The 23709-nt window shown below is 70.0% G+C and carries 18 protein-coding genes and 2 pseudogenes; 5 read left to right on the forward strand and 15 right to left on the reverse strand.

What is annotated here, in order from left to right; genetic code table 11:
* Positions 1 to 618, reverse strand: a pseudogene (locus tag ABT006_RS21005) (hypothetical protein); the annotation flags it as partial.
* 421 nt (positions 619 to 1039) lie between these two features.
* On the opposite strand from ABT006_RS21005, the gene ABT006_RS21010 reads away from it, so the two are divergent.
* From ABT006_RS21010 to ABT006_RS21020, 3 genes are all read left to right on the forward strand, one after another.
* Positions 1040 to 1369, forward strand: a complete 330-nt coding sequence (locus ABT006_RS21010; RefSeq protein WP_350708747.1) for a hypothetical protein — start codon at positions 1040 to 1042, stop codon at positions 1367 to 1369.
* A 548-nt stretch (positions 1370 to 1917) separates the two neighbouring features.
* Positions 1918 to 2394 carry a hypothetical protein gene (locus ABT006_RS21015; RefSeq protein ID WP_350708749.1) on the forward strand — a complete coding sequence of 159 codons (477 nt, stop codon included), beginning with the start codon at positions 1918 to 1920 and terminating at the stop codon, positions 2392 to 2394.
* A gap of 34 nt (positions 2395 to 2428) precedes the next feature.
* Entirely contained in the window at positions 2429 to 4237 is a 1809-nt protein-coding gene (locus tag ABT006_RS21020; RefSeq protein ID WP_350708751.1) for a glycoside hydrolase family 15 protein, read from the forward strand.
* A 78-nt stretch (positions 4238 to 4315) separates the two neighbouring features.
* On the opposite strand, the gene ABT006_RS21025 is transcribed toward ABT006_RS21020, so the two are convergent.
* On the reverse strand, positions 4316 to 5299 hold the full coding sequence (locus tag ABT006_RS21025; protein ID WP_350708753.1) for a LysR family transcriptional regulator: 984 nt from the start codon (positions 5297 to 5299) through the stop codon (positions 4316 to 4318).
* A 149-nt stretch (positions 5300 to 5448) separates the two neighbouring features.
* On the opposite strand from ABT006_RS21025, the gene ABT006_RS21030 reads away from it, so the two are divergent.
* Complete coding sequence (locus ABT006_RS21030; protein WP_350708755.1) at positions 5449 to 6708, forward strand: aspartate aminotransferase family protein; 1260 nt, start codon at positions 5449 to 5451, stop codon at positions 6706 to 6708.
* 65 nt (positions 6709 to 6773) lie between these two features.
* On the opposite strand, the gene ABT006_RS21035 is transcribed toward ABT006_RS21030, so the two are convergent.
* Together ABT006_RS21035 and ABT006_RS21040 are read right to left on the reverse strand one after the other, a co-directional pair.
* A complete protein-coding gene (locus ABT006_RS21035) occupies positions 6774 to 7061 on the reverse strand; it encodes a dihydrofolate reductase family protein (protein WP_350708757.1) in 288 nt (95 codons plus the stop codon).
* A gap of 70 nt (positions 7062 to 7131) precedes the next feature.
* A pseudogene (locus ABT006_RS21040) lies at positions 7132 to 7575 on the reverse strand (dihydrofolate reductase family protein); the annotation flags it as partial.
* A 430-nt stretch (positions 7576 to 8005) separates the two neighbouring features.
* Between ABT006_RS21040 and rph the strand changes: the two are divergent.
* A complete protein-coding gene (gene rph, locus ABT006_RS21045) occupies positions 8006 to 10606 on the forward strand; it encodes a rifamycin-inactivating phosphotransferase (protein ID WP_350708758.1) in 2601 nt (866 codons plus the stop codon).
* Positions 10607 to 10840: 234 nt separating this feature from the next.
* Here the strand turns inward: rph and ABT006_RS21050 are convergent, their stop codons facing one another.
* The 11 genes from ABT006_RS21050 to ABT006_RS21100 form a co-directional block, all read right to left on the reverse strand.
* On the reverse strand, positions 10841 to 11881 hold the full coding sequence (locus ABT006_RS21050; protein ID WP_350708760.1) for an ADP-ribosylglycohydrolase family protein: 1041 nt from the start codon (positions 11879 to 11881) through the stop codon (positions 10841 to 10843).
* 32 nt (positions 11882 to 11913) lie between these two features.
* Positions 11914 to 12720 (reverse strand): energy-coupling factor transporter transmembrane component T family protein, encoded by an 807-nt coding sequence (locus ABT006_RS21055; RefSeq protein ID WP_350708762.1) that lies wholly within the window; start codon positions 12718 to 12720, stop codon positions 11914 to 11916.
* On the reverse strand, positions 12720 to 14486 hold the full coding sequence (locus ABT006_RS21060) for an ABC transporter ATP-binding protein (RefSeq protein WP_350708764.1): 1767 nt from the start codon (positions 14484 to 14486) through the stop codon (positions 12720 to 12722). Before ABT006_RS21060 ends, ABT006_RS21055 begins: the two co-directional genes overlap by 1 nt.
* Positions 14483 to 15259: a hypothetical protein gene (locus ABT006_RS21065; protein ID WP_350708766.1), complete on the reverse strand. Its 777-nt coding sequence runs from the start codon at positions 15257 to 15259 to the stop codon at positions 14483 to 14485. Before ABT006_RS21065 ends, ABT006_RS21060 begins: the two co-directional genes overlap by 4 nt.
* Complete coding sequence (locus tag ABT006_RS21070; protein ID WP_350708768.1) at positions 15256 to 15795, reverse strand: ECF transporter S component; 540 nt, start codon at positions 15793 to 15795, stop codon at positions 15256 to 15258. Before ABT006_RS21070 ends, ABT006_RS21065 begins: the two co-directional genes overlap by 4 nt.
* Before the next feature lie 95 nt (positions 15796 to 15890).
* On the reverse strand, positions 15891 to 16703 hold the full coding sequence (locus ABT006_RS21075) for a GntR family transcriptional regulator (protein WP_350708770.1): 813 nt from the start codon (positions 16701 to 16703) through the stop codon (positions 15891 to 15893).
* 453 nt (positions 16704 to 17156) lie between these two features.
* Positions 17157 to 17897, reverse strand: coding sequence for an AroM family protein (locus ABT006_RS21080; protein ID WP_350708772.1), 741 nt, complete (start codon positions 17895 to 17897; stop codon positions 17157 to 17159).
* A complete protein-coding gene (locus tag ABT006_RS21085) occupies positions 17894 to 19675 on the reverse strand; it encodes an ABC transporter ATP-binding protein (protein WP_350708774.1) in 1782 nt (593 codons plus the stop codon). The genes ABT006_RS21080 and ABT006_RS21085 overlap by 4 nt, the downstream gene beginning before the upstream one ends.
* Before the next feature lie 50 nt (positions 19676 to 19725).
* Entirely contained in the window at positions 19726 to 20682 is a 957-nt protein-coding gene (locus ABT006_RS21090; protein WP_350708776.1) for a DUF1177 domain-containing protein, read from the reverse strand.
* Positions 20679 to 22004, reverse strand: coding sequence for a M20 family metallopeptidase (locus ABT006_RS21095; RefSeq protein WP_350708778.1), 1326 nt, complete (start codon positions 22002 to 22004; stop codon positions 20679 to 20681). Before ABT006_RS21095 ends, ABT006_RS21090 begins: the two co-directional genes overlap by 4 nt.
* A 117-nt stretch (positions 22005 to 22121) precedes the next feature.
* Positions 22122 to 23699 carry an ABC transporter substrate-binding protein gene (locus tag ABT006_RS21100; RefSeq protein WP_350708780.1) on the reverse strand — a complete coding sequence of 526 codons (1578 nt, stop codon included), beginning with the start codon at positions 23697 to 23699 and terminating at the stop codon, positions 22122 to 22124.
* Positions 23700 to 23709 lie beyond the last annotated feature (10 nt).

Raw genomic sequence — 23709 nt, forward strand, 5'->3', positions numbered from 1 at the left:
CTTCATCTCCTGCCAGTGCCCCAGCAACATGATGGTCACCAGCGCCGCCAGCTCCCACCAGAAGTCCAGGTCGAACACGCCGAGACTGGTCGCCATCGACGCGACGTACGCCACCGCGATCGCCATCGAGATCAGCAGCATCATCCCCGGAGCCCGGTCGCGGACCTCGCGGATCCCGCCGACCAGGAACGGCCAGCCTCCATAGAAGAAAACCACCGACCCCAGAACCGGGCCCACCCAGCCCATCCCAGGGAAATCGAGGGTGTAGCCGAACCAGCCCATCACCATGTGACTGGTCACCACGATCGGCACCGTCAGCACCAAGCTCAGCCAGAACTTGCGCCGGAACTGCTCCGGGTCATGCCCCGCGTGCTTGTCATGACCGCCGTGCCCCGCATGCATGTCATGACCGCCGTGCCCACCGGCAGATCCATGCCCCGCGTGGCCGTGGTGGCCGCCGTGGTGGCCACCCGCCGCCCCAGCGCCGCTTCGATGCCCGTCGTGGGGTCCACCGCCGGGGTGCACGCCGACCGGCACCTGATGGCCGTGATGCCCACTGGTGATGACCATGGCATCGGCGTGGGTTGCGTGTTCGTGTCTCATGCCGTCCACCTCCACACGGCACGATATACCCCCTAGGGGTATATGGCAACACGCGGGCTGTGACCCACCTCTCCCCTGCTAAAGCAATGGCTCAGAAGCCCGACGGGCAGCACGGGACATTACCCCTACCCCCAAGCCGTATTGGGACCATGACCGGAGAGGCGGGCACACCCTCGCTGTGTCGCAGCCACCGGACGGCCGCCGAGGGCAGCATCAGCCCCACCGAAGAAAAGATCATCGCCCTCGCTGGGAACCGGGCGACCTGGTGAGCACCCCACCCGAACCGGGCCAACCGCCCGGAAATGTGAAACAACTACTTATAGCAGCCGAAGGCATGTTGGCCTCAAAAACCTGGAAAGCGCTCCGACCGGACATGAATCCTTCTTATGTTCGTCATGGCTCGTCTTCCTGAGCCGACCAGAAGGGAGTGAGGGACATGTCCAAGAGGTTTCTGACCCGGCTCGCCGGCGGGGTAGCGCTGGGCGGCGCCGCCCTGCTGCTCGGTACGCCCGCCGCCGCGCTCGCCGCGCCCTACGGACACGGCACGGAGTCCGGGGCCTGGGACCGCACCGAGGTTGTCTGCGCGAACAACGAGCAGAGCAACGAGGTGACCATCGCCCAGATCATCAAGGACAACACCATCCGGGACAGCGACGTCAGCGTCGAGCAGGCCGCAGCGGTCGAGACGACGAACGACAACAGGACCCAGCCCAACAACGTCGTCGTCTGCATCGGCAACGTCGACGTCGACGTCGACGTGGAGTAAGACCAGGAGCTGCTCGAGTCGCTCCAGCATGCCGGTATCAGCGGGTCCGGCTCGCCGGTGGACCAGCATGCCGGCAACCGGGTGTTCGGGGTGACGAAAGCTTGAGGTTCTTCGCGGGCAGCGCTCGGCTGCCCGCGAAGAACCGCCGGTGGCCGGGGTCAGTGATTCCGGCAGAGCAGGAGACGGAGTGCGGTCGCCGCTTGTGCGGGGACGACGCCGTTGCTGAGCACGCGCGGCGCGGCGGAGCGCGGGGCCGACCGCCCGGGTCGGCGTGGACGATGGCGCCGACGTGAACGTGCCGAGTTCACTCTCCCACAAGCACGCCTGAACGTCTGATCGGACGAGGGGGTTGACCGGGCTGATGGCGAGCAGACACGAAACGCCGCGACCAGCCGGGTTGAGCACAGTCCAGCGGTTGGCCACCACCGGGCGTGCCGTCGCCCAAGCCCGCGGCACATGCCTGCCGGGAAGGACGAGACGCGGGGCTGGGCCGGCCGGAGCACTCGTCATGCCACCTGTGAACAGTCGCGACGTCGACCGCTGCTGAGATGGACTGGGCCGGATGGGCGTTGTTCGGGTTGGTCGCTACCGTGGCGCTCACCGCAGCGCTGATCACTGCACAACTGGCCGGCCTTACCCGCCTCGACATTCCCCTGGTACTCGGGACCATCGTCACCGAGGATCCCGACCGGGCCCGGGTCGTCGGGTTCTTCATCCACCTCTGCGCCGGTCAGGGCTTCGCCCTCGGCTACGCGGCCATGTTCGCCCTGCTGCACCGCGCCACCTGGTGGATCGGGGCGCTGATCGGGAGCCTCCACGTCGGGATCGCGCTGACGGTGCTCCTGCCGCTGCTTCCGGGTGTCCACCCGCGCATGGCCTCGCAACGGGCGGGCCCGGCCAGCACAGCCGTGTTGGAGCCGCCTGGCCTGTTCGCCCTCAACTACGGGGTCCAGACTCCCGCGGTCGCGGCCGTCGTCCACATCATCTACGGAAGCGTCCTCGGACTGCTCCTTCAGGCCGATTGACCGACGTCACGCGACTCGTCAGGAAGACATCTCCATGACTGGCGGGCCCGACGTGACGTGGCCTCGACGCCCAGCGCCCATCAGCGACTACGGGCTGCTGGGTGACACACGCACCGCTGCTCTCGTCGCCGCTGACGGCGGAATGGACTGGCTCTGCCTGCCCCGCTTCGACGGCGAGCCCCTGTTCGGCCGGCTGGTCGGGGGCCCGGACGCCGGAACCTTCCGGCTCGGCCCAGCCGGGCCGGCCACGGTCGTCGAACGACGTTACCGGCAGCACACCGCCACACTGACGACGACCTGGGCGGTGGGCAGCAGCCGCCTCACCCTCACCGAGGCCATGGTGGCCGAGGTCAGCGGTCGCCTGCTGCCCACGACACTGATCGTCCGGCGCCTGTCGGCCGAGGGGGCAACGGCGGACGCCGTCGTCGAGTTCGACCCCCGCCTCGGCGTACGGCACCGCAGGCCCCGAGTGCACCGCCGGAGCCGGGCACTGTTGTGTGACTGGGGGTCGCTCGCGGTCTCTCTGGTCACCGCACCCGACCTCACCATCGAGCCGGGCCGACCTGCCTCGATCATGGTCAGGCCAGGCCGACCAATCACCCTCGTACTGGCCGTGGCCCACCGCGAGCCGCTGATCCACGTCGAACCGACAGCAGCCTGGGAACTGCTCGTCGAGGACGAGAACCGATGGCGTGCCTGGACCGCCGAAATCGACGCGTCGCTGCCGTTCCGGGAGCACGTCGTGCGAAGCCTGCTGACCCTGCGGCTGTTGACCTACTCGCCCTCGCAGGCCCCGGTGGCGGCACCCACAACGTCCTTGCCCGAGGATCCCGGCGGGGTACGGAACTGGGACTACCGCTATGTCTGGCCCCGTGACGCCAGCATCGGCGTCAGCGCCTTCCTCAGCGTCGGCAAGGCAGCCGAAGCCCACGGTTTCCTCGCGTGGCTGTTGCACGCCAGCCGGCTGCAGCGGCCACGCCTGCCGGCCCTATTCACCCTCCACGGCCGCCACGTACCCGCGGAACGGGAGGTGTCCGGCTGGACCGGCTATCTCGACAGCCTTCCGGTACGGATCGGCAACGGCGCTGCCGGGCAACACCAACTCGACGGCTACGGCTGGGTGATCGACGCCGCCTGGGCGTTCGCGCAGTCCGGACACCGCCTCTACACGGAGACGTGGCGCGCGGTACGCGGCTTCGCCGACCTGGTCGCCCTTCGCTGGCAGGAGCCCGACGCCGGCATCTGGGAGGTCCGCGAACCCGACCAACACGTACATTCCAAACTCATGGGCTGGCTCGCCTTGGACCGGGCCCTGCGCATCGCGGACACCCACCCACTGCCAGACCGCCAACGTCGACGCTGGCGAAGAACACGAGATGCCATCGCCGCCGAGGTCCGGACACGCGGCTTCGACCCGACGACGAACAGCTACGTCCGCAGCTACGGCTGCCAGGACCTCGACGCGGCCCTGCTCGTCCTGCCGCTGCTGGGCATGGACAGCGTCGACTCGCCCCGCGTGCGTGGCACCATCGACGCCATTCGGGACAGACTTTCCGCTGGTGGCCCCCTCCTCTACCGCTACCCGCCGGGACGCGACGGCTTCCCGGGTACCGAAGGCGCGTTCCTGCCCTGCTCGTTCTGGCTCGTTCAAGCCCTCGCCCGCACCGGGCGCCGCACCGAGGCGCTCGAGCTGTTCCAGACCATGCTCGACCACGCCAGCCCGCTCGGCCTCTACGCCGAGGAGATGGACCCCGCGACCGGCGCCCACCTCGGCAACTATCCCCAGACGCTGACCCACGCCGCGCTCGTCCAAGCCGCACTCGCGATTCGAGACGCCCCCTAGCCACCCGTCACGGTGGCGGCCATCGCCAACCCGCTGGTTCAGGGACGACCAAGTCTCGGTACCGGCCCGGCGGATGCCTCACATGCTTTTCGTCGCCACCGGCGCCGTCGCGGCCGGCCAACTGGTCCCCGACGGCCGGCAGTCGGACCCGTCTCGCCAGACGCTGGAGGACGTCCTTGCGAGGCCGCACAGTTCGTCGAGGACGATCTGGCTCGCGGCGGTGAGAGCTGGTCGGCTGCGCACGGCCGCGTAGACGTGGCGGGTCAACGGTCGGCGCAGCGGGCGGGTGTCAACGTGGTAGCGACGGTCCACGGCAAGCTCGGGCAGGAGCGACACGGACAGGCCGGCTTCGACATGTGCCAGAAGCAGCTCGTAGCTGGCGAAACGGCCAGCCACCACCGGCTCGAAGCCGGCCTGCCGGCAGGTGCTCGTCACCAGGTTCGACAGGTACGTGCCGGGCATGTCGATGGACCACGCAGCATCGGCGAAGTCGGCCAGGTCCGCCGGTTCGTCCGATGCGACCTGCGACCGTGGCAGCACGAGCACGATGGCATCGGTAAGCAGAGGGATGTTGTGCACGTCAGGATGCAGCGGCATGGACCCGTCGATGAAGTCCGCCGTCACGATGATGTCGTAGTCGCCGCGGCGCAGGGCCGGTTGGCTGGCCTGCGGATCGAGTTCGGCGACCTCCAGCTCGATCCTTGGATGTGTCTTCCGGAGCCGGGCGGCGAGCGGAATGACGACGGCCTGCACGACGCTGGAGAAGGCCGCGAGGCGTACCGGTCCCGTTGGTTGTCCGGCGAGGCCCTGCAAGTCCACCTCGGCGGCCTTGATCTGGTCGAGGATGATGCGGGCGTGTCGGGCGAGCGTGCGCCCGGCAGGCGTGAGCTGTACGCGGCGGCCGGTGCGCCGCAGGAGTTCGGCGTGGGTCTCCGACTCCAGGACCGCCAACTGCGCCGACACCGCCGACGGACTCATGTGCAGGGCCGCGGCGACGGCCCGCATGGTGCCGAGGCCGTCCAGCAGGCTGAGCATCTCCAGGCGCGCGGTGTTCAGCCGCATCGGAAGCTCCTTGTACGTGATTTCCGCACAGCGTAGCCAGAAACCTCAGCTTTTCGCGCCTAACAAACGGCCCTATCGTGAGGCGTATGACGCTGACTACGGAGCGGAGCGCCGCCGAACAGTTCTGGTCTGACGTCGACCGCCATCTGGTGCGCTACGGCGGTCCGTTCACTCCTGAGATCATCGAGCGCGCGGCCGGCAGCTTCGTGTACACCGCCGACGGCCGGCAGATCCTGGACTTCACCTCAGGTCAGATGAGCGCCATCCTCGGCCACTGTCATCCCGCGATCGTCCAGACGGTGCAGCGGGAAATCGCCAGCCTGGACCATCTGTTCAGCGGCATGCTGTCGCGCCCGGTGGTCGACCTCGCGCGCCGGCTCGCCGAGTCCCTCCCCCCGCCGCTCGAGAAGGCGCTGCTGCTGACGACCGGGGCCGAGTCGAACGAGGCGGCCATCCGGATGGCCAAGCTCGTGACGGGCAAACACGAGATCGTCGCCTTCGCCAAGTCGTGGCACGGCATGACGCACGCCGCGGCCGCCGCAACATACAGCGCCGGCCACCGGGGCTACGGGCCTACGCCGCCGGGAAACTTCGCGATCCCCACGCCCAACCCGTACCGCCCCGACTTCACCACCGCCGACGGCGGGTTCGACTGGCAGCGGCAGCTCGATTACGGCTTCGCCCTCGTCGATGCCCAGTCGTCGGGGAGCCTCGCGGCGTGCATCGTCGAGCCGATCCTCAGCTCTGGCGGCATCATCGAGCCACCGCCGGGCTACTTCGCCGCCCTGGCGCGCAAGTGCCGCGAGCGCGGCATGCTGCTGATCGTCGACGAGGCGCAGACCGGTCTGTGCCGCACCGGCACGTGGTACGCCTTCCAACGCGACGGCATCGTGCCCGACATCCTCACGCTGTCCAAGACGCTGGGCGCCGGCCTACCGCTCGCCGCGGTGATCACGACCGAGGAAATCGAACAACGGGCACACGAGCGGGGTTACCTCTTCTACACCACACACGTGTCCGACCCCCTCGTCGCCGCCGTCGGCAACACCGTGCTCGACGTCCTCCAACAGGAGCAGATGGACATCCGGGCACGGGAGCTGGGCGGGTTCCTGCGCGCCGGCCTGCTTGACATCAGGGACCGGCACGACGTGGTGGGAGACGTACGGGGGCGCGGCCTGATGCAGGGGATCGAACTCGTCCTCGACCGGGAAACGCGTGAAGGCTCGGACGTCCTCGGCGCCCAGGTCACCCGCCGCTGCCTCGAACTCGGCCTCCACATGAACGTCGTGCAACTGCCCGGCATGGGAAGCACCTTCCGGATCGCACCGCCCCTCACCACGACGCGAGAGGAACTGGCCCTCGGTCTGGAAATCCTGGACCAGGCGATCGGCGAAGCGGCGCCGGCCTGACCGGCCGCGTCACCCGTTCCCGGCGGCGCTGACGGCGTCGGCTGGCCGCCGCGCGAACAACACCCTCAGGACAGCACACGGTAGGTCACGTGCGTAACCGAGGTCGCGGCTCGCGACTTCACCTGCTCGAGTTTCAGCGGCGGGACGCCCTCGAACAGCCGCGTGCCGGCGCCGAGCGTGAGCGGCACGATGTGCAGCCGCAGCTCGTCGATCAGGCCGGCGGCGAGGTACTGGTTGATGGTGGTCGCGCCGCCCAGGATCGCGACATCGCCGTCGCCGGCCGCCGCGCGTGCCTGTGCCAGTGCCGACTCGACTCCGTCGGTGACGAAGTGGTACGTGGTGCCGCCGTCCATCGGCTGCGGGTCGCGCGTGGTGGGTGAGCACGAAGACCGGGGCGCGGAACGGCGGATCGTCGCCCCACCAGCCGTTCCACTGCCGATCCCACGCGCCACGCACTGGGCCGAACATGTTGCGCCCCATGACGAACGCGTTGGTGGCGGTCATCTGGTCGACCTCGGCCTGGTTCTCGGAGGGAGTGTCGAACATCCAGGCGTGCAGCTTGCCGCCCGAGCCGTCGCCGCCGTCGTCGCCGAACGGGCGTTCCTCGGTCTGGTTGAGCCCGGCCGAGTACCCGTCGACCGAGATCGTGATGTCGCAGATCGCCCTGCCCGTTCCTTTGGTCATTGCTCTCTCCTTCATGCGATCGGGGGCGGGTGAGGTAGTCGTCGTCGGGCGGTGGGTCCGAGTTCGTCGAGGATGAGCCAGTGGACGGCTTCGGTCAGGCCGGGCCAGGCCGGGCTCGGGTGTGGGAGCAGCGTCGCGAGGGACGCGGCTCGCGTTCGGGTTTGCCGAAGAAAGGGAGAACATTTCGTTCGCGCCATGCCACCGCTTCAAAGGAGGGGCTTCAGACCGCAGCGAACAACAACAAAGTGAACGTTCCCACTTTAACGTATATCGCACTGGGGGGCTTGCCGCAAGACCCGGGGCTTACCGCAGAATCGTCGGCCGGACGCAAGGAACGGGCGAAGAAATGAGGGCACGACGTGCGTACGTTGACGACCCATGGGAGGCGCGGTGACGTCGAACCGCTGGTCGCGTTCCTGGTGCGGTTGCGGCCGATCGGCGCGGGGATGGGGGTGTGCGCACCGCCCGAATGGGCGGAGCGGCCAGCAAACCGTCACCGGGGAAGGCAGGCAGAGTCGAGGGCAACCGCAGAAGGTTGGACCGAACTCGGGACGCGGCTGATCCGCCCGTTCGGTGGAGTGCGGCGGAGGACGGCTGCCTCGGAGGTATCGCGATGACCGAGCAGTACGTGTTGAATCTCCAAGTGGCCAACGAGACGCAGGTCGCGATCGTCGGCGGCAAGGGCGCGCACCTGGGGGCGTTGTCGCGGATCGACGGCATCAGGGTGCCGGCTGGCTTTTGCGTGACAACGGACGCCTTCCGGCGGATCATGGCCGAAGCGCCGTCGATCGACGGCCGGCTCGATCAGCTGTCGCGGCTGAAGCCGGACGACCGGGAGACGATCCGCACCCTCAGTGCGGAGATCCGCCGGACCATCGAAGCGATCGTCCTCCCCGACGATGTGGCGGCAGCGATCGCCCGGGCGCTCACCCAGGTGGGTGAGCGAGCTGCCTACGCCGTCCGGTCCAGCGCGACGGCAGAGGACTTGCCGACGGCCTCCTTCGCAGGGCAGCAGGACACGTACCTGAACGTCATGGGGCTGACGGCAATCCTCCAGCACGTCAGCCGCTGCTGGGCCTCGCTGTTCACCGAGCGGGCCGTGACCTACCGTCAGCGCAACGGCATCGACCACCGCGCGGTCCACATGGCCGTTGTCGTGCAGAAGATGGTTTTCCCGCAGGTGGCCGGCGTCCTGTTCACGGCCGACCCCGTCACGTCCAACCGGAAGGTCGCCGCTGTGGAGGCCAGCTTCGGCCTCGGCGAGGCTCTGGTCTCCGGGTTGGTGAACGCGGACGGCTACAAGGTGCGCGACGGTGAGATCATCGACAGGGCGATCGCCCCCAAGCGACTAGCCATCCACGCCCTGCCGGCTGGCGGGACGAAGGAACAGGCGGTCGAACCGGAGCGGCAGGAGCAGCCGGCGCTGGCGGATGCACAGGTCGTGCGGCTGGTGCAGCTGGGCCGGCGGATCGAAGCCCACTTCGGCCACCCGCAGGACATCGAATGGTGCCTGGTCGACGATGACTTCCAGTTCGTCCAGAGCCGGCCCATCACCACGCTGTTCCCCGTCCCCGAGACCGACGACGGAGCCGACCACGTCTACGTCTCCGTCGGTCACCAGCAGATGATGACGGACCCCATGAAGCCCCTGGGGCTCTCCGTGTGGCAGCTGACGGCCCTCGCGCCGATGCACGACGCCGGTGGTCGACTGTTCGTCGACGTCACCCGGGCCCTGGCATCGCCGTCGAGCCGCGCCGGCCTGCTGGAGGCCGTGGGAAGATCCGATCCGCTGACCAGGGACGCGCTGGAGACCATCATCGACCGCGGCGACTTCGTCCCGTCACAGCCCGATCCGGGTCCACCAGGGCCGCCCGCCGGCGGCGGCGCCCCCAGACCGGTTGAGACCGATCCGGCCATCGTCACCGACCTGATCGAACGCAGCCAGGCGTCCATCGCCACCTTGCAGCGCGACATCGCGACGAAATCCGGGCCGGCGCTGTTCGACTTCCTCTTGGCCTCCTTCCAGGAGCACAAGCAGCTTCTCGGCGATCCGCGGAGCATGCAGGTGATCATGGCGGGGATGGAAGCCTCGTGGTGGCTCAACGAGCAGTTGCAGGCGTGGCTGAGCGAAAAGAACGCGGCCGACACGCTCACGTTGTCCGCGCCCCACAACGTCACGTCGGAGATGGGGCTGGCGCTCCTGGACGTCGCCGACGTCATCCGCCCGCATCCGGAGGTCGTGACCTTCCTCCAGGAGGTCGAGGACGAGGGCTTCCTGGACGAGCTGGCCGCACTCCCGGGCGGCCGGGATGCGCGGGACGCCATCAGCACCTACCTCGACAGGTACGGCATGCGCTGCGTCGGCGAGATCGACATCACGAGGCCACGCTGGAGCGAACGCCCCACCACGCTGGTGCCCCTCATCCTCGACAACATCAGGAACTTCGAGCCGGGCGCTCGCAAGCGGCGCTTCGAGCAAGGACGCCAGGAAGCGGAGAAGAAGGAACACGACATCCTCGAGCGCTTGCGGGCCCTGCCGGACGGGGAACGGAAAGCCGAAGAAACCAAGCGAATGATCGACCGGGTCCGCACCTTCATCGGGTACCGGGAGTATCCGAAGTACGCCATTGTCAGCCGCTACTTCGTCTACAAGCAGGCCCTGCTCGCAGAGGCCGAGCGCCTCGTGCAGGCCAACGTGCTTCGCGAGAAGGAAGACAGCTTCTACCTGACGTTCCAGGAGCTTCACGACGTCGTGCGCACGAACCAGGCGGATGATCAGCTCATCCGGCGGCGCAAGGACGCGTTCAGGTCGTATCAAGCGCTCACACCGCCCCGGGTGCTCACGTCGGAAGGGGAAGGTATCGCCGGGGCGTACCGACGGGACGACGTGCCGCACGACGCGCTGGTCGGCCTCCCGGTTTCCGGTGGAATCGTCGAGGGGCGGGCTCGGGTCATCCTGGACATGTCCGAGGCCGATCTCGCACCAGGCGACATCCTGGTCACCGCCTACACCGACCCGAGCTGGTCACCCCTGTTCGTCGCGGTTGAGGGGTTGGTGACCGAGGCGGGCGGCCTCATGACCCACGGGGCGGTGGTCGCCCGGGAGTACGGCCTGCCCGCCGTCGTCGGTGTGGACCATGCGACCAAGCTGATCCGGGACGGGCAGCGGATTCGCGTGCACGGAACCGACGGGTACGTCGAGATCCTGCCGTGAATCCCATCGACCGAGAGGTCATTCGAGCTTCTGGCAGACGCCGAACTCGATCACGAGCGCCCGGAGCGGTCGGGCGGCGGCCGCCAGTGGACGGGGACGTCACGGACGGTGCCGCGCGAACGGCACCCCCACGTGACCTCCAACGTCCACGGCGGCCGGTGACCTTGCCGATGCACGAGTACGGCGGGTCACCCGTCCCCGTGCGGGTCGCCGAGGACCGCACCCGACGGCAGGTCAGTGACGATGGTCGAGCAGCGCGTCGGCGAGCTTTACGGGGTCGATCCCGTTGACCGCCCGGAGCTGGTCGAACAGGTCCCGGGGGATGGCGGAGAGCCCGCTGACCGCGCCGGCCATCCCGGTCGCGATCGCGCCGATGGTGTCGGTGTCCCCGCCGAGGTTCGCCGCCAGCACGGCGCAGCGCACCGGGTCCGCGTCCGAGCGGACCAGCAGACCGACCGCAGCGGGCACCGTCTCGGCGGTCGCCACGCCGCCACCGACCAGGTCGTAGAGGTCCGCGAGGAAGTCGACGTCGTCCCCGGGCTGCCGCGCCAGGTCGGCGGCCCACCGGGCGCGGCGGACCACCGAGGCGCTGACCACCTGCTCGCCCCGGGTCGCGCCGAGCCGGCCCGCCTCGTACCCGACCTCCAGCGCCTCGGCCAGCCGGGTGGGCCGGTCGGCCGAGTCAGGCGCCTCGACAGCGGCGCTGATGGTGCCCGCGACGAGGCTGGCGCCACTGATTGCCACGCTGGTGTGGTGGGACATCAGCGAGGCGGCCACCACTCCGTCGACCAGCGCGTCGAGTCGCTCGCTGCGGTGCAGCAGGCCGACCGGGGCGATCCGCATCGCGGCGCCGTTGGTCTCCCCGCCCTTGCCGGTCTCCGCCGGGTCGGCCCCCTCCCGGAGCCGCCGGATCGCCTGGGCCGAACTGGGGCCGAGGAAGTTGCCCTCGCTCGCCCCCACCCGGTCGGCCCACTCGACGAGGTGCCGGGCGACCACGGCGGTGTCCACGGTGCCGCCTGCGGCGAGGATCGCCTCGGCAAGCATGTACGTCTGCTGCGTGTCGTCGGTGACCTGGCCGGCGACGAAGCCGTCCACCACGAAGTGGCCGTCCGGGCCGGGAAGGAAACGGTCGATCCAGCCGAAGGTCGACACGACCCGCTGGCGTGGCCACAGCTCGCCGGGCATGCCCATGGCGTCGCCGAGCGCGACCCCGGCTAGGCAGCCCCGTGCCCGGTCCGCCGTGGTCACGGTGTCCAGCGTCGCTCGGTCGGTCATGTCGGGTACTCCATTCATCGGTTCTACAGTGGTCACAACGATCCCCACCCCGTCAGCCGGGCCCAGACGACCACGCCGACCACCACGGCGGTCACCGCGGCAATGGCGGGATCACGCCAGGTCGGGCGCAGGATGGTCAGCGCGGTGGGTTGCCGGGTGATGCCGTAGCCGCGGTTGAGCATCGCGGCGGCCAACTCCTCGGACATCCGGATGCCGGTGGAGAAGAGCGGCACCATGATCGTGGTGTAGGCGCGAATCGCACCGATCATCCCGCCGTCGATCTTCGCGCCCCGGGCCCGCTGGGCGTCCAGCACCTGGTTGGCCCGGTGCTGCATGGTCGGGACGAACCGCAGGGCGGTCATCACGATGAAGACCACCGGAAACGGCAGCCGCGCCATGCGCATCAGGGCGACGAAGTGCTCCACCGGCGTACTGACGATCAGCGCGGCGGTCAGGCACACCATGGTGAGGATCCGCAGGCCCAGATTGGCGCCGTGGGCCAGGCCGCCGACGGTCAGCGGCAGGCCGTCACCGAACCAGAGGTGCACCAGCACCCGGGCGGAGGAGGACGAGTCGAAGTCACCGGGGCCCCGACTCAGCGCCGCGAAGACCAGAATCAGGACGACGACCGGGGCCAGGGGCGCCAGCAGCTTGCCCACCTGCCGCCCCGGCACGCCAAGCGCGGGCAGGAGCAGCAGCGAGCCGACGGCCAGCAGCGCGTTGGGCAGCGGGTGGGCGAACTGGAAGGTCAACACCACCGCGACCACGAATACGAGGAGCTTGGTGCGGACGTCCATCCGGTGGAAGAAGCTCGTGCCGGGCCGGTACTCGAGGAACATCAGGCTTCCTCCCACAGTTCGACGAACGCTTCCACGGTGGTGACCGGGGGCAGCCCGAGCCGCCGGGCCAGGCGGGTCACCTGGGGTGCGACGAGCTGGGTCCCGGCGAGCAGCTCCTCGTCGGCGAAGAGGTCGGCCACCGGAAGGTCGGCGCGGAGCCGCCCGGCATCGAACACCAGCGCCCGATGCGCGTACTCGGCGACCAGGGGCATGTCGTGAGTGACCATCAGAATGGTCCGGCCGGCCCGGTTCAACTCGCGGACCAGATCCATGATCGCCCGCGCGCCGCGCCAGTCCTGGCCGGTGGTCGGCTCGTCGACTATGAGGATCCGGGGTTCCAGGGCCAGGACGCTGGCCACCGCCAGCCGCTGCCGCTGCCCCTTGCCGAGCCGGAACGGGTGGTGGTCGAGGTGGGCGCGCATGCCCACCAGGTCGAGCACCTCGCGTACCTTCTCCTCGATCCGGTCGTCCGCCCAGCCCGCGTTGCGCAGCCCGAACGCGACCTCGTCGCGGACGGTCGGGGCGAAGATCTGGTGGTCCGGATTCTGGAAGACGTACCCGACGTCGGTGGCCAGGTCGCTGACCGAGCGGTCGCCGGTGGGGCGGCCGTACACCCGCAACTGCCCGGCAGTGGGACGGAGCAGGCCGTTGAGGTGCCGGGCGAAGGTTGTCTTCCCGGCGCCGTTACGGCCGAGCAGGGCGACGAACTCGCCCTCCCGGACCCGGACGTCCACGTCGGAGAGGGCCTGGACCCCGGAGGGGTAGCGGTGGCCGAGGCCGGTCGCCTCGATCACGACGGCCGCGTCCGCCCCAACCGACGGCTGCGGGGCTCGGGCGCTGGTGCGTGCCCGGGCGGTGGCCGGCATCCGGTCCTGGAGCACGGCGACCGCCTCGTCCAGGGTCACCGCCGTCCGGTCGGCGGGCAGCCGGCCGGCCCGCTGGAGCGCGTGGCAGACGGTGGTCACCTGCGGTGGTCGCAGTCCCACCGCCTCGGCCCGCTCCGCGGCGGCGAAGAAGTCCGCCGGTGGGCCGTCGTGTACGAGGGCACCGTCGTGCAGGACGATCAGCCGGTCGGCCCACTGCGCCACGAGTTCCGGCTCGTGCTCGACCAGGACCACCGTCCGGTCCCGGTCGGCGGCGGCCTGCTCCACCACCGCGAACACCTGGGCCGTACCGGCCGGGTCCAGTTCGCTGGTCGGCTCGTCGAGCACGAGGATCTCCGGAGCCATGGCCAGGATGCCGGCGATGGCCAGCCGCTGCTGCTGTCCACCGGACATCTGCCCGGTGTCCCGGTCGGCCAGCTCGCCGAGGCCGACCGCCTCGAGGGCCCGGCGGGCCCGGTCGAGCACCTCGGTGCGGGGCAGCCCGAGGTTCGCCGGGCCGACCGCCGCGTCGTCCAGCGCGAGCCGGCCGGTGATCTGCGACTCCGGGTCCTGCATGACCAGGCCGACGTGCCGGACCAGGTCGACCACGTCGTGTTCGACGGTGTCCAGGCCGACCGCGGTCAGGTACCCGTGCATCTCACCGTCGTGGTGGTGCGGGATGAGCCCGTTGAACATCATCAACAAGGTGGTCTTCCCGGCCCCGGTGGCGCCCATGACGGCGACCCGCTCGCCGCGCCGGATCTGGAAGGAGACGTCGGTGAGCTGACGCTCGGTGGCCGACCGGTACCGGAAGCCGACGCCGTCGGCGCGCAGTACGGCGTCCGGGTCGTCGGTGCCCCGCGGCTCGCCGCCGGCGGCTCGGGTCAGTCCTCGGGTGGTCATGGTGCCTCCTCGGTCAGCTCGGCGACCACGCTCACCGGCAGCGGATCGGGGAAGGCGGCACGGACCGTGGTCAGGTCGGTCGGGCGGCAGCTCACCAGGACGCAGGCCGACGGGCCGGCGGAGCGGTCGACCGGTACGGGATGGTCGGTCCGCCAGTCGACGGTGAGCCCGGCGCTGGCCGCGAGCTGCGGCACCTCCCAGGCCAGGCCCTTGGAGCCCACCGGGAGCGCGTCGTGGACGACGCCGCTGTCGAGCAGGGCCCGCAGGTCGGCGAGGCCGACCAGGTCGGGGTGGCCGGGGACGACCCGGTCCCGGGGCGCCGAGCGGGGCAGACCCAGGCAGACCACCACGTCCCCCGAGCGGGAGGCTCCGGGGCGCAGCGCCCCGTGAGCCGCCTCGCCGAGGACGGTCACCCCGATGCCGGTGGCGACGGTGGGAACGTTGTCCTCGGTCGTACCGGTGACCCGGTCGGCGTCGAGGCCGACCTCGGCGGCGAGCGCGACGACCGCGGCGATCATCTCCCGGCCCTGCGGGTCGGCCTCCACGCAGAGCGTGTTGACCACGAGGGTCGGGGTGGCTCCGGCGCAGAGCACCTCCAGCAACGGCACGCGGGTGGCGAAGTGCGCGGTGGTCGACGCCGGTACGGCCACCGTGTCGTGCGGCTTCGGGCCGATGCCGCCCACGGAGTCGCAGGCGACGACCAGGCAGCTGTCGGTGAGGTCGAGTACGGTGAGGTCCCGGATTCGCCGGACGCCGCGTACCGCGCCGGTCATCTGGTCTCCTCCTCTGCGAGGCCGGCGGAGCGCAGGGCCCGGGTCGCGGCGGCAGCGACCAGGATGTTGATCGCCGACCCGACGGTGAGCGGCAGCACGAGCGCGGCGAAGAGTCCGACGCCGCCGATCGGGATCATGATGGCGGCGCCGCCGACCCCGTTGAGCACGATGCCGACGACGATCGCGAGCCAGATGTTCACCCGGCGGGCCAGCAGGCCGAAGATCGCCACGAAGACGGCCATCTCGGCCGCGACCAGCAGGTGGACGGGGAGGCCGAGCGGGAAACCGGTGGTCAGGGCGGAGAGCAGATGCCCGAGCGCCCCGACGATGGACCCTTCGAGCGGGCTGAACGCGGCGGCGGCGAGGAAGGCGGGCGCGGAGTCGAGCGCCACCGTGCCGGTCGGGCTGGGCAGCTTGATGAACGCGCCGACGGCGCTGAGCGCGACGAGGATGGCGATGCGGGCGATCCGGCGGGGGGTGAAGAAGCGCGCGGCACCGCGACGGCGTTCGACCCGCCGAGCCTCGGCATTGCGCATGCCGGTTTCCTTCTGCGCTCGGAAACCGTCACGAGGCTCGTCCGGACCGTGCTTGATGTTTCGCTCGCTGCGCTCGCTCATGGGGGAACCTCCGGTCAGCTTTCGGTGGTGGGGGGTGTGAGGGGAGAACGGGCCGCCTCGAGGTCGAGGTCGGTGCGGATGGTGAACCGATCGGCGCGCAGGACGCTCTTGACGTACTCGACTGCGCGATCGGCGTCGTCGTAGGTGACCCGTTCGACCAGGAAGGCGGGGGCGCCGACCCGCTGGTCGAGGCAGGTCGCCTCGAAGTCGTCGAGGACGGTGGCGGTGAGCTGCTCGTGCCCGCGTACCGGCTGGATGCCGAAGGCACGCAGCGAGTCGTAGAGCGACCGGTCGTTCAGGTCGACGCCGAGCAGGGGGGCACACCGGTCGGCGGAGAGCCACACCGTCTCCAGCGACACCGGGCTGCCGTCGAGGGAACGGACCCGGCGCAGTTCGATCGCCGTGTCCGGGCCGTCGGCGACCCGGAGAACCTCGCAGAGCCGGGCGGAGGGACGGACGGTGCCCATGGCGAGGACCTTCGAGCGGACTCGGTGCCCGCGCCGGGCCAGCTCGGCGGAGAACCCGTGCAGGAACCGCATGTCGTGCTCGACCCGGGGTTCGGCCACGTACGTGCCGTCGCCCTGCCGCCGGTTGACGAGCCCGTCGCGTTCGAGGCGGGTCAGCGCCTCGCGGACCGTGGCCCGGCTCACGCCCAACTGCTCGGCCATGGCCCGTTCTGTGGGCAGCCGGCTGCCCGGGGGGAGGTCGGAGCCGCCGAGCCGCTGCCGCAACGCCTCGTAGACCTGGTAGTACGCGGGTACCGGCCGGGTCTCGTCGACGACGACATCGCTGATGTCGGCGGGCTCGTACATGATCACCTCGAACATTGGGCGGTTATTGGTCCTGGACGGTAGACCAATGACCGCCCAATGACAATGGCCTGGTCGAGCTGCATCTTGTGGAGTGACCCCGCGATGGACTCCCGGACTCAGCCGAGTGGCCGAGGCGCGGCCCGGCCGGGGCGTGCTCCTGGTCGACCGCGCCCTGCGGGTGCGGTTCCGAGGCCGACTGCCGGACCTTCCGGCCCGCTGCGCCGGCGCGCGCGAAACCGAATCCGGGTGGCGCCAGGCGCGACTGATCCACGGCAACGTCACGAAGCAGATCAGCACCCGGGCAGGCAGTTGATCGTTCGTAGTCGATCGGTGAGCGCCAATCGCAGACCGAATGCCGGCGGCGTGGGCCGGAACCGACTGTGGATCAACCTCGATCGTTCACGGGTCTGACGGGTCTGCCCGACCTCACCGCATTCGGAGGAGGGCTCCCCGGCCGCCCCTGTCGGGTCACCAACCCGGCGAACGCTCCTGGTCGGCGTGCGACGACAGGAGACCCACCGCGCCCGTCACCGCGAGGTGGCGGGCGGTCTCGGCTCGGATGCCCTCGGCGGCGAGCACGTCCCGCTGCTCCCCCGTGTAGCCGATGCAGTCGAGAAAGACCACGTCGGCTCCGCCCGCGGTGACCCTTCGTCCGGCGGCCGCCACCTCGTCGAGGCCAGCCGTGTAGGGGTCCACCGCTGCCGCGACGACCGGGCGGCCCAGGCGCCCCTCCCACCGCTGCCGGATGTCCGGCAACTGCTCCGGCACGGGGCACAGGACACCCAACCGCCCCTCACCGACGAGCCGCACCATGAGGTCGTGGGCGAGGTCCTCCGCGTGGAGCACCGGCACCGACGCCGGACCGTGCTCGACGCGGCCGGTGCACAGCACGAGGACGACCCCGCAGTGATCGGCTACGCAGCGCCGGAGAGCGCCGTCGAGCGCCGCGGCGATGCTCGTCGCGCCGAGGCGGACGCGCGAACCGTCCCGCAGGCGTGAAACAAGGGTACGTTCTCCGCCGCGTGGTTCGAGCCGGGCGATGCCTTCCGCGTCGAGAAGGTCCAACGCGCCGTGTTCGACCCAGTCGACGCCGGAGAGGGCAGCCTCGACATCGGGGATCAGGTCGACGCGGGGGGCCTGGCCGATCGTGACCAGACCGAGCGTCGGCCTCGCGCTGCGCGCCCCGCCCCCAGCCGGTTCGTGCGTCACGCCACCTCCTTCTCGGGCAGGTCGGCAGCCGCGATGCCACGCTCGACGATGCGGCGCCGCACGGCCCGGTCGACCCGCGCGGTGGGGTCGGCGATCGGGATCGCAGCGAGGAGCGCCTTGGTGTAGGGGTGCTGGGGCGCCGTGAAGATCTGCTCGACACTGCCCTGCTCGACGACGCGGCCCTGGCTCATGACGACGATCTCGTCGGCCATCATCTCGACGACGGACAGATCGTGCGAGATGAAGACGTACGTGAGCCCGAGGTCCCGCTGCAACCGCTTCATGAGGTCGAGCACCTGGGCCTGAACCGACACGTCGAGTGCCGACACGGGCTCGTCGCAGACGACGAGGCTCGGGTTGAGGATGAGGGCCCGTGCGATGCCGATCCGCTGGCGCTGACCCCCGGAGAACTCGTGCGGGAAGCGGTCGATGTCCTCCTCCCGCAGGCCGACCGTCTCGAGGACGTCGACGATGCGGGCGCGGATCGCCGCGTCGTCAAGGTCCGTGTGCAGCCGCAGCGGCTCGGCGAGGGCCCGGTGGATCGTCCACCGCGGGTCGAGCGAGGCGTACGTGTCCTGGAAGACGATCTGCATCTCGGAGCGGAGGCGACGCAACTCGTCGTCACTCGCCGCGAGGAGGTCGGCCCCGTTGAAGGTCACCGCCCCCGACGTCGGCTCGTGCAGGCGCAGCAGGGCCCGACCGGTCGTCGACTTGCCCGAACCGGACTCGCCCACGATGGCGAGCGTGCGGCCACGGCGGACCCGGAAGGACACGCCGTCGACGGCTTTGACGGCATCGACCGTACGTCCCAGACGGCGGCGTCGCCCGGTGAAGATCTTCGTCAGGTCGGTGACCTCGAGCAGCACCGGAGCGTCGTCGTCGGATGCCGTGGAGGCGTCCGTGCCTGCCTCGCCACGAACCGGCCCCGAGCCGTCGGGCGCCACGCTTTCCTCGGCGAGCGCCTCGACCGCCTCGATGACCTGCTCGTTGGCGGAGGGGATGAAGCTGAGCAGCCGCTTCGTGTAGTCGGCCTGCGGCGCGGCGAAAAGCTGCTCCGTCGGCGCCGTCTCCTGTAGTTCACCGCCGTACATCACGGCGACCCGCTGGCAGGTCTGGGCGACGACGCCGAGGTCGTGCGTGATGAGCAGGACCGCCGTCCCGTGCTGCTCCTGCAGGTCCATGATGAGGTCGAGGATCTGCAACTGGGTCGTGACGTCGAGCGCGGTCGTCGGCTCGTCGGCGATGAGCAGCTTCGGCTCACACGCCATGGCCATGGCGATCATGACTCGCTGGCGCATTCCACCGGACAACTCGTGCGGGTACCCGGCGAGGACGCGGGCGGTGTTGCGGATCCCCACCATGTCGAGCAGTTGGCCCGCTCGGTCCGCCGCCTGCCGTCGGCCGAGGCGCATGTGCTGGCGCAACGGTTCGGTGAGCTGGTCACGGATCGTGAAGACCGGGTTGAGCGCGGTCATCGGCTCCTGGAAGATCGTCGCGATGTCCTTGCCGCGGATCCTGCGCATCTGCCGGTCCGACAGCGCGGCGAGGTCGCGCCCGTCGAGGCGGATGTGCCCGCCGGTGACGTGCGCCTGCCGCGCCGGCAGCAGTCCCGTGATCGACATGGCGGTGACGCTCTTGCCCGACCCCGACTCGCCGACCAGCCCGACCATCTCGCCGCGCGCGATGGTCAGGTCGAGGCCCCGGACCGGGTGGATCGGGCCGCGCGACGTGTCGATCCGGATCGACAGGTTCTCGATCGACAGCAGGGTCTCAGCCATGTCCGTGCTCCTTGTTCCGTATGCCGCTGGGCTCGGTCCCGCGCGCCCGCTCAGGCGTGCGCGGGGGTCTTCCCGCTCGTCTGCAGGTGGGTGGCCGGGCCGTAGAGGCTCTCGAGGAGCGCCGCCTGGGCCTCGTCGTGGAAGGACACCGCACCCGCGGTGAAGCCCTTGGCGACCTCGACGGCGAAGCGCGCGGCCAGTGCGATGTCGACCTCGTGGCTCGCGCCGGTCGCGCAGCCGGCGACGGGCGTCACCGTGGTGATGGCGACACCGACGACGGGCGCGGCCGTCGCGACGGCCGGCTGGAGGATCGAGTTGAGGTGGTGCAGGCCGTTGCCGTACGGCGTGATGTCCTGCGTCGACAGCGGAAAGACGACGGCTGGCTCCCCCGACACGGTCTCCAGGACGCTGACGAGGTCGGCGCTCGCGGGGAGGATGTAGCCGGCGCGGACCGTCGGGGAGATCGCGATGCCGCGGTGGTTGATGAGGCGGTTGCCCTTCGTGGTGTCGATGGACAGGACGGCGTCCATCTCCGAGGTGACCTCGTGCTCGTTCATCGCGGTGATGTCGACGGGCGAGTCCATGAAGGGCACGGGGTCGTGTGGGCGGGTCGGCGCGTCGGGGCAGATGTGCGTCGAGATGACCACGTCGCCGGGCAGGATGTCGCCGCGGGCGTGCATCGCGAGGAGCTTGGCGGCCGTGGCGACGGCGGCGGTGGCCCCGTCACCGTCGGACACGTAGCCGATGAGTTCCGGGCGGGCGCCGAGGCCGCCGAGGCGCCCGACGACACCGAGCGTCGGGGCGTCGCCGCCGACGGTCCTGCCGCGGCTGCCCGGGACGGTGACGCGGAGGAAGTCGGTCGAGCCGCGCTCGCCCGCCACCGTCTCGACGGTGATCGAGCAGGCGTCGTCGCCGAGGGTGCGCAGGTGCTCGGCGACGAGCTTGCCCGACGCGTCGGGACGGTCGAGGAGGTCGAGGGCCGTGAGGACGTGGGACAGCACGATCATTCGCTTTCGACAGCGGTCTCGGCGACGCCGAGGTACCGGAGGGTGGTCAGGGCGTAGGTCTTCGCGGCGAGGACGACGTCGGCGACGGGTGCCCTCTCGTCGAAGCCGTGGATGGTGGCCAGCTCTGCCGGCCCGTACTGGAGCACGGGGATGCCGTGGCTGCGGAAGGTGCGGGCGTCGGAGGACGCCCACTGGAGCACACCCTCCGCGGTGGGGTCCCCGGTCAGTTCGCGTAGGGCCGCGACGAGTTCGGCGACGACGGGGTCGCTCGGCAGCGTCCAGTTCGGCTCGCTGCGGAAGCCGATCGGCTCGATCGTCGCCTCGATGCCCGCCTCGGCGAGCAGCTCGTCGACCCGGGCGAGGACCTCGGCCCGCGACAACCCGATCGGCACGCGGGTGTCGACGTCGACGACGCACCGGTCCGCGACGACGTTGGAGGAGGTGCCGCCGTGGATCGTGCCGATGTTGACGGTGACGCGCTCGAAGACGGCACCGATGCCGGGACCGTAGCCCTCGCGCTCCTCGGCGAACGTCTTGGACCTCTCGATGAGGTCGTGCACGTCCTCGGGCGCCGACGGCTTCATGTCCCAGAGCTGCTGCAGCGCGATGACGGCCCTGGCCGCGAGGAGATTCGCGCTGACGCCGTGCAACGGCTGGAGGCTGCCGTGCCCCGGCATGCCGTCGATCGTCATACGGAACCAGTTGCTGCCCTTCTGGCCGATCGTCGGGTGCGTGCGTTCGGCGGGCTCGGCGATGATCGCGCCGGTCGCGCCGTCGAGGACGCCCTGGTCGAGGAGCCAGTCCGCCCCGCGCGAGCCGCCCTGCTCCTCGTCGGGGACCGCCGCGAGCGACAGCTTGCCGGCGAGCGGGACGCCGAGGCGGTGGAGGACGACGAGCGTGTGGATGACGCCGGCGAGACCGGCCTTCATGTCGCTCGCCCCGCGACCGCGGAGGTAACCGTCGACGATGTCACCCGCGAAGGGGGGAAACGTCCAGCGGTTGAGGTCACCGACGGGGACGACGTCGGTGTGGCCGGCGAGCACCAGGTGGCGCGCCGTCGTGGGATCGCCGTCCACCGCGGCGTTGCTCGCGGCACGGTGGACGACGATGCTGAGGCGACCATCGCCCGCGTCGTGGACCTCGGGGTCGAGGCCGTGGGCGCGCAGGTGGTCGGCGATGAAGGTGCCGACGTCCGTGCAGTCCCCCGGAGGGTTCTCGCTCGGGATCCGGATGAGGTCTCCGGCGAGCGTCAGCAGTTCGTCTTGAGTGCGCTCGATCTCGTCGAGGACCCGGGTCTCCCAGGCGGGGGATGTCGTGGTCAAGTCGGGCTCCAGGTGTCGTGTTCGCCTGCGGGGAGTCGAATTCGCGGTGGTGCGGAGGAGGCGGCCGCCGGGCGCGTCGGGATGGCGGCGGGCCCGGCGGCACGTCTCTCCTCGGCGTCAGCCCTTGTTGCTCAGCTGGAAGAAGCGGATGATCCCGTCGGGGTACGACGTGTACCCCTGCACGCCCGCCCGCTGCGCGACGACGATGTTGTACTCGTACAGGTACGCCCACGGCGCCTGGGTGTTGATGATCTCCTGCGCCTTGCCGTACAGATCGTTCCGGACGTTCTGGTCCGTCTCGGTCGAGGCCTGCTTCCAGAGGTTGTCGACCTCGGGGCTGTTGAAGTTGACGTAGTTGCTCGTGCCGTCGCTCGTCAGCAGGAGGCCGAGGTGGTAGCCCGGGTCGTTGACGAAGGAGGTCCAGCGGCTGATGTAGGCCTGCACCTTCTTCGTGGCGAGCGCCTCGAGGAACTGCGGGCGCGCCATCTTGTTGATGTTCATCGTCACGCCGATCTTCGCCAGCTCGGCCTGGATGAGCACGGCGTCGTCCGACCAGTCCTCGAAGCCGCTGCCGAGGGTGAAGTCGAAGCTGAAGCCGTTGGGGTAGCCGGCCTCCGCGAGGAGCGCCTTCGCCTTGTCGAGGTCGTACGAGTAGACAAAGCCGGCGTCGGTGAAGCCCGGGGTCGAGCTGGCCACGGACGAGCGCATGGGCGACGCCTGGCCCTTCATGACGTCGCTGATGAGCTTGTCGTACGGGATCGCGTACGAGACGGCCTGACGGACCTTCGGGTTGTCGAACGGCTTGACGGCGTTGTTCATCCCGAAGAAGAGGATCTTGTTGCTGGCCCGGGAGTCGATGGCGACGCCGGACTGCTTCGACAGCGTGTCGACGTCCTTCGCCGGCACCTCGAGCGCGATGTCGACCTCGCCCTTGGTGAGGAGCTGCACGCGGTTGCTCGCCTCGCCGATGAACTTCGTGTTGATCTTGCGCAGGGCCGGCTTCTCGCCCCAGTAGGTGTCGTTACGCTCGAGCACGGCCTCGGTCGCCGGGTCCCACTTCGTCAGCCGGTAGGGGCCGGAGCCCGCGGTGTGCGTGTCGAGCCACTTGCTGCCGCCCTCGGCGTTGACCTTGTCGATGTTGATGATCGAGAACGAGTACATCGGCAGGATCTGGAGGAAGAGGTGGTTCGGCGCCTTGAGGTCGATCTTCACCGTCCGCGAGTCGACCGCGGTCACGGTGTCGATGCCGGCCATGCCGTACAGGAAGCTCGCCGAACTCGACTTCTTGACGAAGTCGAACGTCTTGACGACGTCGTCGGAGTCGAGCGCCGAGCCGTCCTCGAACGTCACGCCCGGCCGCATGGTGAAGGTGTAGCTCTTCGAGTCGGTGCTCACCTTCCACGACTCGGCCAGCATCGGCACGATCGTGTCCGTCTTGGCGGTCGGCTTGCCGTCGACCGTCGTGCGGTCGTACGTGACCAGTTGGTCGTAGGCGGCCACGACGAACGTGTCGGAGGTGACGTCGTTGGCCTCGGCGGGGTTGAGGGTCTTGCCGCCTTCGGAGTAGGCGGCGACGAGGGTGTCCTTGGCGGTCCCATCGGCCCGCGAGGAGTCGCCCTGGTTGGCGTTGGCTCCACAGCCGGCTGCGACGAAGATGACGGCGACCGCGGCGGCCAGGGTGGCGCTGCGCTTCACGCTGTTCTCC

The sequence above is a fragment of the Micromonospora sp. NPDC002717 genome (assembly GCF_040295705.1).
Classification (GTDB): Bacteria; Actinomycetota; Actinomycetes; order Mycobacteriales; family Micromonosporaceae; genus Micromonospora.